Raw genomic sequence first — 15587 nt, 5'->3', positions numbered from 1 at the left:
CCTCACCGCGGCAGGACGACGACGTAGGCCGGGGGCTGCCGGTCGGGCGCGGCCATCAGGGCCGTACGCACCACGGTGGCCTGCTGGTCCATCGCCTCGCGCAGCTTGCGCGGGGTCAGGTGGACGACCGTGATGCCGAGCCGCTCCAGGTGCTCCCGCTTGCGGGTGTACTCGGACCACAGCGCGTCCTCGTCCTGCCGCGGGGCCCGGGTGTCCAGCTCGACGGCGACCGCCTGGTCCGGCCAGTAGGCGTCCACCCCGCCCAGGTGCGGGCCGCCCGGGAGCCGCAGGTCCACGTTCCACAGCGGGTCCGGCAGGGCGAACTCGCGCACCATCGCGTACAGCCGGTCCTCGGACAGCGACCGCCCCTCGGCGAGCAGCGCGTCCACCGCGTCCACCACGTGCGACCGGGTGAGCAGCCGGGCGCGGCTCAACTCGCGTACCACCGCGCCCGGTTCACAGTGCCCGCCGCGCACCGCCTCGGTGAGCAGCCGGCGTACCGTCTCGGCGTCCGAGAGCCCGGACACCGCGTCGGCGACGGCGCGGGCGACCGGGGCGACGGGCACGCCCGTCAGCTCGACCGGCTCCGGGGACTCGGGGGTGCGCACCACCCGCACCCAGCCGGTGGACCGCAGCCGCCTGGTGCGCGGCACCAGGACGTCGATCCGCTCCAGGGCGGTGAGCGGGGGAGCGGAGGAGAAGCGGTGCAGGGTGAGCGCCGCGAGCCCGGTGATCATCGCGTCGGGGCCCTGGGTGGGGACGGTCCCGGTCCTGCGGGCGTAGAGCAGCGCCGCGCGCAGCCGGTCCTCGCTGGTGGGCGTCCCCGGCTGGAGCAGGAAGACGCCGGGCAGCAGCTGCTGCCAGCCGCCGGGCCGGCAGCGCGCGGCGACCTCGCCGGCCGGGATGCCCTGGGCCCTCAACTGGTCGGCGGACGCGAGGCGTTCGGGGCGACCGGTGTGGGGGGCGAGGGGGAGGGGGCGGGGGGTGATGGGGGTGTTGTGGTTCATGCCGGGGGTCTTCCGCGCCCGAAGGCCCCCCTAACCCCTGTTACACGCTCGTCGACAATTGGGGACAACCCCGTCCTAAAGTACGCGCGTTCGAGTGCCGATGAGGGGCACGCCGTCCCGAGGACGCCGAAGGGCGGCGCACCCACGAGCGCGCCGCCCCTCGGAGCCGTACCGCCTACCGGCCGGCGCGGGCGTCGCAGGCCTGCGCCCGCAGCGCCCGGGCCAGGTCGTCCCGGGCCTCCAGGACGAGCCGGCGCAGCGCCGGCGCCGCCGAGGCGTGCGCCGAGAGCCAGGCGTCCGTCGCGGCCAGCGTCCCCTCGTCGTCCTGGAGCCCCGGGAACAGGCCCCGGACGACGTCCATGCCGATCTGGATCGACCGCTCGGCCCACAGCCGCTCGATCGACGCGAAGTACTTCTCGGCGTAGGGCGCGATCAGCGCCCGCTGCGAGGGCTGCGTGAAGCCCGCGATCGTCGCCTCGACCAGCGCGTTCGACAGGACGTCCGACTCGACGACCTGCGCCCAGGCCTGCGCCTTGACGGCGGCCGAGGGCCGCGAGGCAAGCAGCCGGGTCTGGTGGCGCTTGCCCGTCGCCGTGTCGTCCCGGGTCAGCTCCTCGCCGATCCGGGTCTCGTCCGCGCGGCCGTGCGCGGCCAGCGGCGAGAGCAGCGCCCAGCGCAGCTCCTGGTCGACGTCGAGACCGTCGATCTTCGCCGTGCCGTCGAGCAGTCCTTCGAGGAGCTGGAAGTCGGCGTCGGCGGCGGCCGTCGCCGCGAAGAACCGGGCCCAGGTCAGCTGGTGCTCGCTGCCCGGCTCGGCCACCCGCAGCTCGCGCAGGCCGCCCTCGGCGAGCAGCCGCCCGCCCTCCTCGCGCCACTCGGGGGCGGCGTAGAGGGTGACGGCCGACCTCGTCCAGGCGTGCACCATCTGGAGGACGCCGATGTCGGTCTCGCGGCCGGCGAAGGCGAGCACGACGGAGACGAAGTCCCGGGCGGGCATGAGCCCGTCGCGGGTCAGGTTCCACAGCGCCGACCAGCACAGGGCGCGGGCCAGCGGGTCGGTGATGTCGCCGAGGTGGGCGCGCAGGGTGGCGAGCGAGTCCGCGTCGAAGCGGATCTTGCAGTACGTGAGGTCGTCGTCGTTGACGAGGACCAGGTCGGGCTTCTCCTCGCCCGCGAGCTCCGCGACGACCGTCCGGGTCCCGGTGATGTCGGCCTCGGCCCGCGCGTACCGGACGAGCTCGCCGCCGGTGAGCCGGTAGAGGCCGACGGCGGCGCGGTGCGGGCGCAGCTCGTCGCCCTCCTGGAGGACGGCGAGTTCGGTGATCCGGCCCTCGGCGTCGTAGGTGACGGCCGGGGTGAGGGCGTTGACGCCGGAGGTCTGGAGCCAGGACTTCGCCCAGGCCTTCATGTCGCGGCCCGAGGTCTCCTCCAGGATGGTGAGGAGGTCGGCGAGCCGGGTGTTCCCGTAGGCGTGCCGCTTGAAGTAGCGGCGGGCGCCCTCGAGGAACGCGTCCCGGCCGGCGTACGCGACGAGCTGCTTGAGCACCGAGGCGCCCTTGGCGTACGTGATGCCGTCGAAGTTGAGCTTGGCGTCCTCCAGGTCACGGATGTCGGCCGTGATCGGGTGCGTGGACGGCAGCTGGTCGGCGCGGTACGCCCAGGACTTGCGGTTGTTGGCGAAGGTCACCCAGCTGTTGGTGAAGCGGGTCGCCTCGGCGTTCACGAACGAGCCCATGAAGTCGGCGAAGGACTCCTTCAGCCACAGGTCGTCCCACCAGACCATGGTGACCAGGTCGCCGAACCACATGTGCGCCATCTCGTGGAGGATGACGTTGGCCCGGCTCTCGTACGCGGCCTGGGTCACCTTGCCCCGGTAGATGTACTCCTCGCGGAAGGTCACCATGCCCGGGTTCTCCATCGCGCCGAGGTTGTACTCGGGGACGAAGGCCTGGTCGTACTTCCCGAAGGGGTACGGGTAGTCGAAGTTGTCGTGGAAGAAGTCGAAGCCCTGCTTGGTGATCAGGAAGACGTCGTCCGCGTCGAAGTGCTTGGCGAGCGACTTCCGGCACATCGCGCCGAGCGGGATCTCCAGCTCGCCGCGCGTGTAGCTGTCGGTCACGTAGTGGTAGGGGCCCGCCACCACACAGGTGATGTACGTGGAGATCGGCGCCGTCTCCGCGAACCGCCACACGCCGTCGGCGTCCTGCTCGCCCGCGCCGTTCGACCAGACCGTCCAGCCCTCGGGCGCGGTCACCGAGAAGCGGTACGGGGCCTTGAGGTCGGGCTGCTCGAAGTTGGCGTACACCCGGCGGGCGTCGGCCGGCTCGTACTGCGTGTAGAGGTAGACCTCGCCGTCCTCCGGGTCGACGAAGCGGTGCATGCCCTCGCCGGTCCGGCTGTAGGCGCAGCGGGCGTCCACCACGAGGACGTTCTCGTCGGCGAGGCCGTCGACCGCGATCCGCGAGCCGTCGAAGACGACGGCCGGGTCCAGGGCACGCCCGTTGAGCGTGACCGAGGTCACGGAAGGGGCGATCAGGTCGACGAACGTGCTCGTGCCCTCACCGGTGCGACGGAAGCGGATCGTCGTCCGCGAGCCGAAGGTGCGCACCGGCTCGTCGGAGTCGCCGACCGCCGAGCGCAGGTCGAGGACGACCTCGTACCCGTCGACGGACAGCAGGGCCGCCCGCTCGTGGGCCTCGTCGCGGGACAGATTCTCACCGGGCACGGTCACTCCTTCGTGGCACGTTCGAAACAGCACCGATCCTCCCATGTGCGGCTGACACCGGTGACCGGGGAATGCCGTCGCGGTTCCTCTGGTTCCCTCCTTTCGGCGCACCACCTTCTTCTTTCCACGGCCGTACCGAGGAGTGACATGTCCGAGAGCAGGACCACCGCCGACTTCTACTTCGACCCGATGTGCCCCTGGGCCTGGATGACCTCCCGCTGGATGCTGGAGGTGGAGCAGGTCCGCCCGGTCGACGTGCGCTGGAAGGTCATGAGCCTGGCCGTCCTCAACGAGAACCGGCTCGACGAGCTCCCCGCCGAGTACCGCGAGCTGCTTACCCAGGCCTGGGGCCCCGTCCGGGTCGTCGTCGCCGCCCAGCAGCTGCACGGCGACGAGGTAGTCGGCAAGCTCTACACGGCCCTCGGCACCCGCTTCCACAACAACGGCGAGGGCGCGACCCGCGAGGCGATCGTCGACGCCCTGGCCGAGGTCGGACTGCCCGCGGAGCTCGTCGAGTACGCCGACAAGGACACCTACGACACCGAGCTGCGCGCCTCCCACGCGGAGGGCATAGACAAGGTCGGCCAGGACGTCGGCACCCCGGTCATCGCGGTGCCCGGCCCGGACGGCGACGAGGTCGCCTTCTTCGGTCCCGTGGTCACCCCGACGCCGCGCGGCGAGGCGGCGGCCCGGCTGTGGGACGGCACGCTGCTCGTGGCGTCCACGCCGGGCTTCTACGAGATCAAGCGCACCCGCACGGCGTCGCCGAGCTTCAACTGACCGTCGGGCGGCGCCCGATGGAAGAACCCCCGCGATTCACGTCATCGCGGGGGTTCTTCTTTCATCCGCCTGCCCGGTGAAGGTTGAGAAGACGATCACGAGCAGGAGCGCGGGGTCAGAACGAGATCAGCGGCACCGAGGCCTTGGCCGACTGGTAGCGCTTGTTCACGTCCTGCCAGTTGACGACCTGCCACATGGCCTCGATGAAGTCGACCTTCTGGTTCTTGTACTGCAGGTAGAAGGCGTGCTCCCAGGCGTCGAAGACCAGGATCGGGACCGAGCCCTGGCCGACGTTGCCCTGGTGGTCGTAGACCTGCTCGACGATGAGCCGGCCGCTGATCGGCTCGTACGCGAGGACGCCCCAGCCGGAGCCCTGGGTGGTCGCCGAGGCCTTGGTCAGCTGGGCCTTGAACTTGGCGAAGGAGCCGAAGGACTCGGTGATCGCGTCCGCGAGCTCACCGACGCCGTCGGCGGCGAGCGGCTCGCCGCCGCCGCCGTCCTTCGGGCTGTCCATGTTGTTCCAGTAGATCGAGTGGAGGATGTGGCCGGAGAGGTGGAACGCGAGGTTCTTCTCCAGGCCGTTGATCGCGCCCCACTGGTCCTTGTCGCGCGCCTCTTCCAGCTGCTCAAGGGTGTCGTTCGCGCCCTTGACGTACGCGGCGTGGTGCTTGTCGTGGTGCAGCTCGATGATCTGCGGATTGATCACCGGCTCCAGCGCCGCGTAGTCGTACGGCAGCTCCGGGAGCGTGTAGATCGCCATGTGACCGAGCCCTTCGATGGCTTATTGCAACCTATATGCAGGTGCAGGCTAACAGTAGGTGAGACTCCTTGTTGATCAGCCCTTCGTCCTAGGTCTCGTGTTCCCGGCATGGCGAAACCCCCGAACCGAGCGTCGGTCCGGGGGTTTCGGGGGAAGGGGCGGGAAGAGGAGAGGGCTCAGGAAGCGCGTCCCGCTGCCGCCTTCTGGCGTACGAAGCCGGCGACGGCGAGCAGCAGCGTCAGACCGCCCGTCGAGTACAGCTGCACCCGGGTGCTCTCCTCGCGGGCCATCAGGACGAAGATCGCCGCCATGCCCGCCAGCGCCACCCACGTCAGCACCGGGAAGGCCCACATCTTCACGACCAGCTTCTCGGGCGCCTCCCGCTCGGTGCGGCGGCGCAGCACCAGCTGCGAGGCGGCGATGAAGAACCAGACGACCAGGATGATCGCGCCGATCGTGTTGAGCAGCCAGATGAAGACGTCGTCCGGACGCCAGTAGCTGAGCAGCACGCAGCCGAAGCCGCAGACGGAGGAGACCAGCACCGCGGGCCGCGGGACTCCGCCGAAGGTGCGGCCGAGCGCCTTCGGGCCCTGGCCGCGCGAGACGAGCGAACCGGCCATCCGGGAGGCGCCGTAGATGTTGGCGTTCATCGCGGACAGCAGGGCGACGAGCACGACGACGTTCATGATCTGGCCGGCCGCCGGGATGCCCAGGTGGTCGAGGGTCGCGACGTACGGGCCCTTCTCGACGACGGCCTTGTCGTCCCACGGGACGAGGGTGACGATGACCGCCATCGAGCCGATGTAGAAGAGCGCGATCCGCCACATCGCCGTACGGACGGCCTTGGCGACGCCCTGCACCGGGTGCTCCGACTCGGCCGCCGCGATGGTGACCGTCTCCAGACCGCCGTACGCGAAGACCGAGGCCAGCAGACCCACGATCAGGCCCTCGGAGCCGTGCGGGAGGAAGCCGCCCGCGCCGGTGAGGTTCGCGGTGCCGGGCGCCGGGGCGTCCGAGCCGGGCAGCACGCCGACGATCGCGAGCACGCCGATGCCGAGGAAGAGGACGATCGCGCCGACCTTGAGCGCCGCGAACCAGAACTCGAACTCGCCGAAGTTCTTCACGGCCGCGAGGTTGGTGGCGCAGAAGACCACCATGAAGAGCGCGACCCAGGCCCACTCGGGGCTGTCGGGGAACCAGCCCGTCATGATCTTCGCGGCGCCGATGCCCTCGAGACCGACGGCGACGCAGAGCAGGAACCAGAAGGCCCAGCCGGCGGTGAAGCCCGCCCACGGGCCGAGCGCCCGCTCGGCGTGGACGGAGAAGGAGCCGGACGCCGGGTTCGCGGCGGACATCTCGCCGAGCATGCGCATCACCAGCATCACGAGGATGCCGGAGAGCGCGTAGGCGATCACGATCGACGGCCCGGCGGCGGCGATGCCGGCACCGGAACCGACGAAGAGCCCGGCGCCGATGACGCCACCGAGGGCGATCATCGACAGGTGGCGCTGCTTGAGGCCGTGGGTGAGACCCTCGGCGGAAGCGGTCGCGCCGTCCTTGCGGTCGTCCGGCGCGGGCGCGGTGGTCCGAGACATGGGCGAGCCCTGTTCACTAGCTGAGACGGGGAGGGAGCCCACAGTCTGTGGGGCGCCCCCGCTCACAGGGAACGGATGTCCGCTATACGAGCACGACCTTCACACAAGGTGAAGATTCAGTCTCGCTTCGTACGCAGCTCCCGGACGCCCGCCACGAGGAGCACCGCCCCGGTGGCCGCGCCCGACCACAGCACCTGCGGCCTGGCCGAGTCGTCGAGGAGCATCAGGACCAGCACCGCGCCCATCGCGGCCAGCGCCACCCAGGTGAGCCACGGGAAGCCCCACATCCGCAGCGTCAGCGTCTGCGGCGCCTCCCGCTCGATCCGGCGCCGCAGCCGCAGCTGCGAGACCGCGATCAGCGCCCAGACGAACAGCAGCACCGCGCCGACCGCGTTGAGCATGTAGAGGAAGACCGAGTCCGGCCACTTCAGATTGAGGAGCACGGAGACGAAGCCGAAGGCCACCGAGGCCAGCACCGCCCGCCGCGGCACCCCACCGCCGGAGACCCGCAGCAGCCCCTTCGGGGCCTCGCCGCGCTCCGCGAGCGAGAACACCATCCGCGAGGAGCCGTACAGGTTCGCGTTGAGCGCCGAGAGCAGCGCCACGAACACCACCACGTTCATGATCTGGCCCGCCGCCGGCACCCCGATCGCGTCCAGCACCGCCACGTAGGGCGACTCGCCGGGCTCCATCGACGTCCACGGCAGCAGCGTCACGATGACCAGCATCGAGCCCACGTAGAAGAGGAGGATGCGCCAGACCGCGCTGCGCACCGCGCGCGCCACGTTCCGCGCCGGGTCGTCGGACTCGGCCGCGGCGATCGTGACGACCTCCAGGCCGCCGAAGGCGAAGACGACCGCCAGCACCCCGGAGATCACCCCGGACCAGCCGTTGGGCAGGAAACCGCCCTGCCCGGTCAGGTTCGCGAGACCCACCGGGTCCGTGTCGGGAAGCCATCCGACGATCGCGAGCACGCCGAGCACCAGGAAGAGCACGATCGCGCCGACCTTGAGCGCGGCGAACCAGAACTCGAACTCGCCGAAGTTCTTCACGGCCGCGAGGTTGGCCACGGTGAACACGATCATGAAGATCAGCACCCAGCCCCACTGCGGCACGTCCGGCACCCAGCCGTGCGCGATCCGCGCCGCGCCCGTCGCCTCCACCGCGAGGACCACGACGAGCAGGAACCAGTACAGCCAGCCCACCGAGAAGCCCGCCCACCGGCCGAGCGCACGCTCGGCGTGGACCGAGAAGGCCCCCGAGGCGGGCATCGCCGCCGACATCTCGCCGAGCATCCGCATCACCAGCATCGCGAGCGCGCCGGCGATCAGATACGAGACCACGATGCCGGGTCCGGCGACGGCGATGCCCGCCCCCGAACCGACGAAGAGTCCGGCACCGATCACCCCGCCGAGACCCAGCATCGTCAGGTGACGCTGCTTCAGACCGTGGGAGAGGGGCTCCGGTTCGGTGACCAGAGGGGACGGCGGGGCGTCGCGCATGGTGGGGGGCTCGCGCTCTCGGGGAGTTGACACTTTATGGAGACTCCACAGTCTCTCTGTTGACCTCCCTCTGACGCAAAAGCGGCATCTCCCGGAGAGTGCCCAGTGACGAGGGTCACGTGGCGCGATGCATGAAATCCATCCTTTGTCAGAACCCGATGAAGTGGCTGGCTCCGGCTTTGTCGGCGGCTGACGGTGATCGGGCGTTCACTCCTGGCATACCGTCAAGCTGTCCCACCCACCCTCACCCTCGCGGAGTACCGATGAGCACCGCCGCCGCCCCCGTCCGTTCCCTCCGTGCGGGCACCGTCCTCGCCGACCTGCTCCCCGCGAGCCGCACCCGTGACATCGCCCTCGTCGTCGGCGGCGCCGCCCTCACCGGCCTCGCCGCGCAGCTCTCCGTCCCGGTCCCCGGCTCCCCGGTCCCGGTCTCCGGCCAGACCTTCGCCGCCCTGCTCGTCGGCACGGCGCTCGGCGCCCGCCGCGGCTTCCTCGCCCTGGCCCTCTACGCGGTGGCCGGCATGGCGGGCGTGCCGTGGTTCGCGCAGGCCTCCTCCGGCTACGCCATGCCGTCCTTCGGCTACGTCCTCGGCATGCTGCTCGCCTCGACCGTCGTCGGCGCCCTGGCCCGCCGCGGCGCCGACCGCTCGGTGCTCCGCACGGCCGGCGTGATGGTCCTCGGCTCCGCGATCATCTACGCGGTCGGCGTCCCCTACCTGGCGCTCGCCACCGGCATGAGCCTCGGCCAGGCCGTCGCGGCCGGCCTCACCCCGTTCCTCATCGGTGACGCGCTCAAGGCGGCGCTCGCCATGGGCGCCCTGCCGACCGCGTGGAAGCTGGTCGGCCGCAAGGGCTGAGCCTCCCGCGCACGCGAAGAGGGCCCGCCGTTCCCCGAGGAACGGCGGGCCCTCTCGTATCAGGGCTCCCCTTGGCGTCAGACGCGCTCGGAGAGCTCCGAGGGCTCCGCCGAGGACTTCGAGAACCGCTCCTTGACCAGCGCGATCACGATCACGAGCGCGGCCACCAGCAGCGAGAGCACGACCTGCTCCCGGGCGCTGCCGCCGTCGTAGAGCATGTAGCCGAGCACGAAGACGATCATGCCGATGGTCGCCCAGGTCAGGTACGGGAAGAGCCACATCCGCACGATGAGCTTCTCCGGCGTCTCGCGCAGGATGATGCCGCGCATCCGCAGCTGGGTCACACAGATGACCAGCCAGACGAAGAGCGCCACCGCGCCGGAGGAGTTCAGCAGGAAGGCGAAGACGGTGTCCGGCCACTTGTAGTTGAAGAAGACCGCGACGAAGCCGAAGACGACCGAGCCGAGGATCGCCGCCGTCGGCACGCCCCGCTTGTTGACCTTGGCGAAGGCCTTGGGCGCGTCACCGCGCCGGCCGAGCGAGAAGGCCATGCGCGAGGCGGTGTAGAGACCCGAGTTCAGGCAGGAGAGCACGGCGGTGAGGACGATCACGTTCATGATCTGACCGGCGTGCGCGATGCCGATGGAGTCGAGGGCGGCGACGTACGAGCCCTTCTCGACGATCGACTTGTCGTTCCACGGCAGCAGGGTGAGGACGACGAAGATCGAGCCCAGGTAGAAGACGCCGATCCGCCAGATCACGCTGTTGGTGGCCTTGGTGACGGCCTTCTGCGGGTCCTCGGACTCGCCGGCGGCCAGCGTGACGATCTCGCTGCCCATGAAGGAGAAGACGACCATCAGCACACCGGTGAGGATCGCTCCCGCACCCATCGGGAAGAAGCCCCCGCTGTCGGTGAGGTGCGCGAAGCCGGCGCCCGGGTTGTCCGAGCCGGGCAGCACGCCGAAGACGGCGAGCATGCCGATGACGACGAAGGCGCCGATGGCGACGACCTTGATGCCGGCGAACCAGAACTCGAACTCGCCGTAGGAGGCCACCGAGCCGAGGTTCGTGGCGGTGAGCACCACCATCACGATGAGCGCCCAGCCCCACTGCGGGACGGCCGGGATCCAGCTCTCCAGGATCTTGGCGCCGGCGGTCGCCTCGACGGCGAGCACGACGACCCAGAAGAACCAGTAGAGCCAGCCGATGCTGAAACCGGCCCAGCGGCCGAGGGCGCGGTCGGCGTAGGCGGAGAACGAGCCGGAGGAGGGCCGGGCGGCGGCCATCTCGCCGAGCATCCGCATCACGAAGACGACCATGGCGCCGACGAGGGCGTAGGACAGCAGGATCGCGGGGCCGGCCGCGGCGATGCCGGAGCCGGAGCCGACGAAGAGACCGGCGCCGATGACGCCGCCGATCGCGATCATCGACAGGTGGCGGTTCTTCAGTCCGGCCTTGAGACCGTCGGAGGAGTGCGATGCCCCGGTGGTACCGGTCTCCTCGCCGTCCTTCGTCAGGGTCGGTTGCGTGTTCATGAACGCTTCCTTGCGTGTGTGGGGGCGCTCGGGTCGCGAGCCTGAGCATTGAACCCCGCGGACAGGGGTGATCGGAAGACCTCGTTCCGGATCGTTGTACGGACCACTCCGCGAGAGTCGAAGGTCCGTACCAGGCCGGGTGAAGGTCCCGACCCCGCTGCCAGCTACCCGGCGCCCGACGTGCCACACTCGGCATCATGCGCGTCTATATCGGTTCCGACCACGCCGGCTTTGAACTAAAGAACCACCTCGTCGAGTGGCTCACGGCACACGGCCACGAGCCCGTCGACTGCGGTCCCCACATCTACGACGCCCTCGACGACTACCCGCCGTTCTGCCTGCGCGCCGCCGAGAAGACGGCCGCGGACCCGGACAGCCTGGGCATCGTCATCGGCGGTTCGGGCAACGGCGAGCAGATCGCCGCGAACAAGGTGAAGGGGGTGCGCGCCGCCCTCGCCTGGAGCGAGCAGACCGCCGCCCTCGGCCGCGAGCACAACAACGCCAACGTGATCTCCGTCGGCGGCCGGATGCACACCCGGGAAGAGGCGACCAAGTTCGTCGAGATCTTCCTGAACACCCCGTACTCCGGTGACGAGCGTCACACCCGCCGGATCGACATGCTCACCGCGTACGAGAACACCGGCGAGCTCCCCCCGATCCCGGCCCACCACCCGCAGGAGCCGACCGCCTGATGCCCGAAGGGCACACGATCCACCGACTGGCCGTCGACCACCGGGAACGGTTCGGCGGCCGGTCCGTGCGGGTGACCAGCCCGCAGGGCAAGTTCGCCGACTCGGCGGCCCTGCTCGACGGCACCGTCCTGGAGACGACCGAGGCCCACGGCAAGCACCTCTTCCTGGGCTTCACCGGCATGGGCTGGGTCCACATCCACCTGGGCCTCTTCGGCAAGGTCGGCTTCGGCGACGCGCCCGCCCCGCCGCCCACCGACACCGTCCGGCTGCGGCTCGCGAACTCCCGGTCGTACGTCGACCTCCGCGGCCCCACCACCTGCGCCCTCATCACGGACGCCGAGAAGCGGGCGATACACGACCGGCTCGGCCCCGACCCGCTCCGCGAGGACGACGACCGGGCGCGCGCCTGGCGCCGGATCTCGGCGTCCCGCACGACGATCGCCGCCCTCCTCATGGACCAGAAGGTCATCGCCGGCGTCGGCAACGTCTACCGCGCCGAGGTCCTCTTCCGGCACGGCATCGACCCGTACCGCGCGGGCCGGGACCTCACGCCGGAGGAGTGGGACGCCCTCTGGGAGGACCTGGTGCTCCTCATGCGCGAAGGCGTCCGCCTCAACCGCATCGACACCGTCCGCCCCGAACACACCCCCGAGGCCATGGGCCGGCCGCCCCGCGTGGACGACCACGGCGGCGAGGTCTACGTCTACCGCCGCGCGAACCAGCCCTGCCACGTCTGCGGCAGCGAGATCCGCACCGCCGACCTCGCCGCCCGCAACCTCTTCTGGTGCCCGGGCTGTCAGACGCGCTGACGGGGCCCCGTCAGAACCCGTGCGGCAGCCACGGAGCGACCGGCGAACCGAAGGCCACCGACGCCTCCACCAGCGCGCCCTCCCGCAGCTCCCGCACCCGCCCGGCGGCGGCCAGCGACACCAGCGACGTACCGCCCAGATAGGCGGCGCCCAACTCCCGCGCGGACAGCGCGAGATCCGCCGGGTCCGAGGTCCGCACACAGACCGCGCCCTTGGCGTCGCCCGTCAACCGCCAACGCCCCTCGTTCCAGGGACAGAAGGCGTCCTCGACCTCGAACACCACGTCCAGCGGCGCCTGGTACGTCCGCGCCTCCAGGGCCGCGCCCACCTCCACGAGCCGCACGTGCAGCGCGTCCCGCACCGTCGGCTCGCACCGCCGCAGATCGCTCACCAGGTGCTGCCACCCGTCGTCCACGGGCCTGCTGCGGAACCGCACCGACGCCGTCAGGTCCACCGAGCAGAGGAACCGCCACAGCGCCGCCTCGGCCACCGGGTCGAGCCCCATCAGCTGGTCCACGTTCACCGACCCGTCGGCCCCCGCGAACGACCAGTCCGGCTTGATCGCGTAATGCGCGAAGCCCACGACCTCCCCGCCCCGCTCCGCCAGCACGCACTGCCGGGGCGACGCGCCCTCCCGATCGCCCGCCGGGTCCATCAGCGGCAGCCGCTCCCACCCCGGCAGCCGCGCGATCATGCCGGGCCGCGACGGCACCAGCTTCGCGAACACCTCCTCGCACACCGCCGAGGACTCCGTCAGGTCGGCGAGACGCAGCGAGACCCCGTCCGTGCCCTCCGGCACCGCCAGCCGCACCCGGTTCGTGTCGATCGCCGCGTGCACCGAGTACGCGCCGATGCCGTACCCGAACCGCCCGTAGATCTCCGGCTCGGAAGCCGTCAGCACGGCCAGGCACTCGCCCGCCGCCCGCAGATCGTCCAGCTGCCGCCGCATCATCGAGGTCAGGATCCCGCGCCGCCGGTGCGTCCCCGCCACGCTCACCATCGTCACGCCGCCCGCCGGGACCGACGCCCCGCCCGGCACCGTGAGCCGGAAGCTGAAGGCCCCCGCCGTCCCCACGCACAGCTCGCCGTCCCAGACCCCCAGGGACCGGTCGAACTCCGTCAGATCACGCCACAGCTGCCGCTCCTCCGGCGCCTCCGGCACACCACCGAAGGCGAGCTCCAGCACCCCGTACCAGCGGTCCCACTCCGACGGGTCGAGAACCCGCAGTTCAGTCGTCATATGCCATCGATACCAGCGGCCCCCCGCCCGGGGCGACCCGATTTCACTCACATTGTCACCGGGGTACCCCTGCACGATGTCGGACGGGATGGATAGGGTCCAGGCCAATGGGACACCGCGCCGGAGTGAACACGTACGCGGCCCGGCTGCGCAGACGCGTCCGCCGGGCCCGCATCGCGCTGCGCAGATCCGCCGTCGACTACTTCCGCGGGGACGGCGCCGACTGGCTCGCCTTCGCCGGACTCCTCCTGATGATTCCGGCCATCGCCTGCGGAACCCTGCTCGACCCCGTCTGGTGCGCGCCCGCCGCACTCGTCCTGCCCATCGTGGCCGGCGGCCTGCTGCTGCGCCCCGCCAGCCTGCTCGGCCTGTACGCGGCCGCGGCGGGCGCCCTCATCGTCGAGTCCGTCGTCCTCGGCCCGTACACCCAGGGCCCCGCCCGCGTCACCCCCGGCACCGTCCTCGTCGTCGCCGCCTGCGGCCTCTTCGGACTGCTCATCGCCCAGTTCCGGGCCCGGGTCGGCGTTCCCTGGCGGCGCGGCGGCACCATGCTCTTCGACCTCCGCGAACGCATCCGCGTCCAGAGCGCCCTGCCCCGGCTCCCGCAGGGCTGGCACCGCGAGATGGCACTGCGCCCGGCCGGCGGCCAGTCCTTCTCCGGCGACTTCGTCGTCGCCGCCCGCACCCACGGCGGCCGCACCCTGGAGGTCGTCCTCACCGACGTCTCCGGCAAGGGCATGGACGCCGCTTCCCGCTCCCTGCTCCTGTCCGGCGCCTTCGGCGGCCTCCTCGGCTCGCTCCCGCCGCACGGCTTCCTCCCGGCGGCCAACGGCTACCTGCTCCGCCAGAACTGGGACGAGGGCTTCGCGACCTCCATCCACCTCGTCCTCGACCTGGAGTCGGGGGACTACGAACTCTTCTCCGCCGGCCACCTCCCCGCCCTCCAGCTCCACGCGGGCACCGGCCGGTGGGAGGAGAAGGCCGCCGAAGGCCCCCTCCTCGGGGTCTACGACGGCGCCGAGTTCCACCCCGTCAAGGGCTCGCTGCGCCCCGGCGACGTCCTCATGCTCTTCACCGACGGCCTGGTCGAGGCCGCCGACCGGGACATCGCCGAGGGCATCGACCGCCTCACCGGCGAGGCCGACCGCTGCGTCGCCGGCGGCTTCGAGGGCGTCGCCTGGCACCTCATCGAGGCCGTCGCCAAGGACGTCAACGACGACCGCGCCCTGCTCCTGCTCTCCCGCCCGGCCTGACGGCCCCCGCCGCGGGCCACGTGATCTTCTCCACGACGATTCGTCACCAGGCAGCGGGGGCAGGGGGGTTGGTGGCACGATGGAGACAGCGGGGGGTGTTCCGGGACACGGGCTCCCTGGTGGGCAAGGCGGGACCGACCAAGGGTGTGATCAGTTGTGGCCATTTCACTGTCTGTGGTGTTGCTGTTGGCAATCATCCTGGTGGTGCTGATCCGCGGGGGAAACCTCAAGGGCGGCCCGGCGGTCGTCGCGGTCCTCTTCGGCTTCTTCCTCGCCTCCACCGGCATGGCCGACGACATCCAGCGCTTCCTCGACTCGATAACGCAGACGGTCGCCTCCATCAAGTTCTGAGGCGCACCCCGTGAGCGCGTACGACCAAGGCCCGAACCGCCGGAGCGGTTCGGGCCTTGGTGTGCGTGGAGCGGGTGACGGGAATCGAACCCGCGTAGCTAGTTTGGAAGACTAGTGCTCTACCATTGAGCTACACCCGCACAGCATCGCGCCGCAGGTCACGAGGACCGCGGCACGAAGAGCATGGTAGCGGTTCGGGAGGGCTTCGTGCACACCCCGAAATCGGGGGGCGCCGCAGCGTCCCCGTCCATGTACCCTACGTGTCGCACCGACGGGGTGTGGCGCAGCTTGGTAGCGCGTCCGCTTTGGGAGCGGAAGGCCGTGGGTTCAAATCCCGCCACCCCGACCATGACGATCACGCGCCCGGCTCGCACGCCCTTGATCACGTTGTGGGCGTCATCCCGCTTGCGGTTACTATGCAAGCTGCGTGCCCGTGTGTCTTTCTGACCGGGCCGACCCGCCGGAACCGCCACACGCGGCG

Annotated in this window: 13 protein-coding genes and 2 tRNA genes; 7 read left to right on the top strand and 8 right to left on the bottom strand. The window is 70.9% G+C overall.

Annotated features, from left to right (window positions below; translation table 11 throughout):
• Positions 1-2: 2 nt before the first annotated feature.
• Both DEJ43_RS11990 and pepN read right to left on the bottom strand, forming a co-directional pair.
• A complete protein-coding gene (locus DEJ43_RS11990; protein ID WP_071891287.1) occupies positions 3-1007 on the bottom strand; it encodes a hypothetical protein in 1005 nt (334 codons plus the stop codon).
• A 175-nt stretch (positions 1008-1182) separates the two neighbouring features.
• On the bottom strand, positions 1183-3732 hold the full coding sequence (gene pepN, locus DEJ43_RS11985; protein ID WP_015033621.1) for an aminopeptidase N: 2550 nt from the start codon (positions 3730-3732) through the stop codon (positions 1183-1185).
• A gap of 147 nt (positions 3733-3879) precedes the next feature.
• On the opposite strand from pepN, the gene DEJ43_RS11980 reads away from it, so the two are divergent.
• Positions 3880-4512 carry a mycothiol-dependent nitroreductase Rv2466c family protein gene (locus DEJ43_RS11980; RefSeq protein ID WP_015033620.1) on the top strand — a complete coding sequence of 211 codons (633 nt, stop codon included), beginning with the start codon at positions 3880-3882 and terminating at the stop codon, positions 4510-4512.
• 115 nt (positions 4513-4627) lie between these two features.
• Here the strand turns inward: DEJ43_RS11980 and DEJ43_RS11975 are convergent, their stop codons facing one another.
• The 3 genes from DEJ43_RS11975 to DEJ43_RS11965 all read right to left on the bottom strand — a co-directional run bounded on the left by DEJ43_RS11975 (position 4628) and on the right by DEJ43_RS11965 (position 8369).
• On the bottom strand, positions 4628-5272 hold the full coding sequence (locus DEJ43_RS11975; protein WP_015033619.1) for a superoxide dismutase: 645 nt from the start codon (positions 5270-5272) through the stop codon (positions 4628-4630).
• Between the two features lie 176 nt (positions 5273-5448).
• The gene (locus DEJ43_RS11970) at positions 5449-6867 is read right to left on the bottom strand and encodes an amino acid permease (RefSeq protein WP_041662393.1); all 1419 of its coding nucleotides are present in this window, start codon (positions 6865-6867) and stop codon (positions 5449-5451) included.
• Positions 6868-6983: 116 nt separating this feature from the next.
• A complete protein-coding gene (locus tag DEJ43_RS11965) occupies positions 6984-8369 on the bottom strand; it encodes an amino acid permease (protein WP_041662392.1) in 1386 nt (461 codons plus the stop codon).
• Positions 8370-8632: 263 nt separating this feature from the next.
• On the opposite strand from DEJ43_RS11965, the gene DEJ43_RS11960 reads away from it, so the two are divergent.
• Entirely contained in the window at positions 8633-9226 is a 594-nt protein-coding gene (locus tag DEJ43_RS11960; protein WP_015033616.1) for a biotin transporter BioY, read from the top strand.
• Positions 9227-9303: 77 nt separating this feature from the next.
• Here DEJ43_RS11960 and DEJ43_RS11955 read toward each other — a convergent pair whose 3' ends face one another.
• Positions 9304-10761: an amino acid permease gene (locus DEJ43_RS11955; protein ID WP_015033615.1), complete on the bottom strand. Its 1458-nt coding sequence runs from the start codon at positions 10759-10761 to the stop codon at positions 9304-9306.
• 197 nt (positions 10762-10958) lie between these two features.
• On the opposite strand from DEJ43_RS11955, the gene DEJ43_RS11950 reads away from it, so the two are divergent.
• Together DEJ43_RS11950 and DEJ43_RS11945 are read left to right on the top strand one after the other, a co-directional pair.
• The gene (locus DEJ43_RS11950; protein WP_015033614.1) at positions 10959-11453 is read left to right on the top strand and encodes a ribose-5-phosphate isomerase; all 495 of its coding nucleotides are present in this window, start codon (positions 10959-10961) and stop codon (positions 11451-11453) included.
• The gene (locus DEJ43_RS11945) at positions 11453-12262 is read left to right on the top strand and encodes an Fpg/Nei family DNA glycosylase (RefSeq protein WP_015033613.1); all 810 of its coding nucleotides are present in this window, start codon (positions 11453-11455) and stop codon (positions 12260-12262) included. The genes DEJ43_RS11950 and DEJ43_RS11945 overlap by 1 nt, the downstream gene beginning before the upstream one ends.
• A gap of 10 nt (positions 12263-12272) precedes the next feature.
• On the opposite strand, the gene DEJ43_RS11940 is transcribed toward DEJ43_RS11945, so the two are convergent.
• Positions 12273-13502 (bottom strand): GNAT family N-acetyltransferase, encoded by a 1230-nt coding sequence (locus DEJ43_RS11940; protein WP_041662391.1) that lies wholly within the window; start codon positions 13500-13502, stop codon positions 12273-12275.
• 107 nt (positions 13503-13609) lie between these two features.
• Here DEJ43_RS11940 and DEJ43_RS11935 point away from each other — a divergent pair, with 107 nt between their 5' ends.
• The gene (locus DEJ43_RS11935) at positions 13610-14755 is read left to right on the top strand and encodes a PP2C family protein-serine/threonine phosphatase (RefSeq protein ID WP_015033611.1); all 1146 of its coding nucleotides are present in this window, start codon (positions 13610-13612) and stop codon (positions 14753-14755) included.
• 156 nt (positions 14756-14911) lie between these two features.
• Positions 14912-15106 (top strand): hypothetical protein, encoded by a 195-nt coding sequence (locus DEJ43_RS11930; protein WP_015033610.1) that lies wholly within the window; start codon positions 14912-14914, stop codon positions 15104-15106.
• Between the two features lie 66 nt (positions 15107-15172).
• Here the strand turns inward: DEJ43_RS11930 and DEJ43_RS11925 are convergent.
• Positions 15173-15246, bottom strand: a tRNA-Gly gene (locus DEJ43_RS11925).
• Between the two features lie 132 nt (positions 15247-15378).
• Here DEJ43_RS11925 and DEJ43_RS11920 point away from each other — a divergent pair.
• Positions 15379-15455: transfer RNA gene (locus tag DEJ43_RS11920), tRNA-Pro, on the top strand.
• Positions 15456-15587 lie beyond the last annotated feature (132 nt).

Origin of the sequence: Streptomyces venezuelae ATCC 10712 (assembly GCF_008639165.1) — a bacterium.
GTDB lineage: Bacteria > Actinomycetota > Actinomycetes > Streptomycetales > Streptomycetaceae > Streptomyces > Streptomyces venezuelae.
Note: the sequence above shows the minus strand (reverse complement) of the source record. Positions and strands in the feature narration are given on the sequence as shown.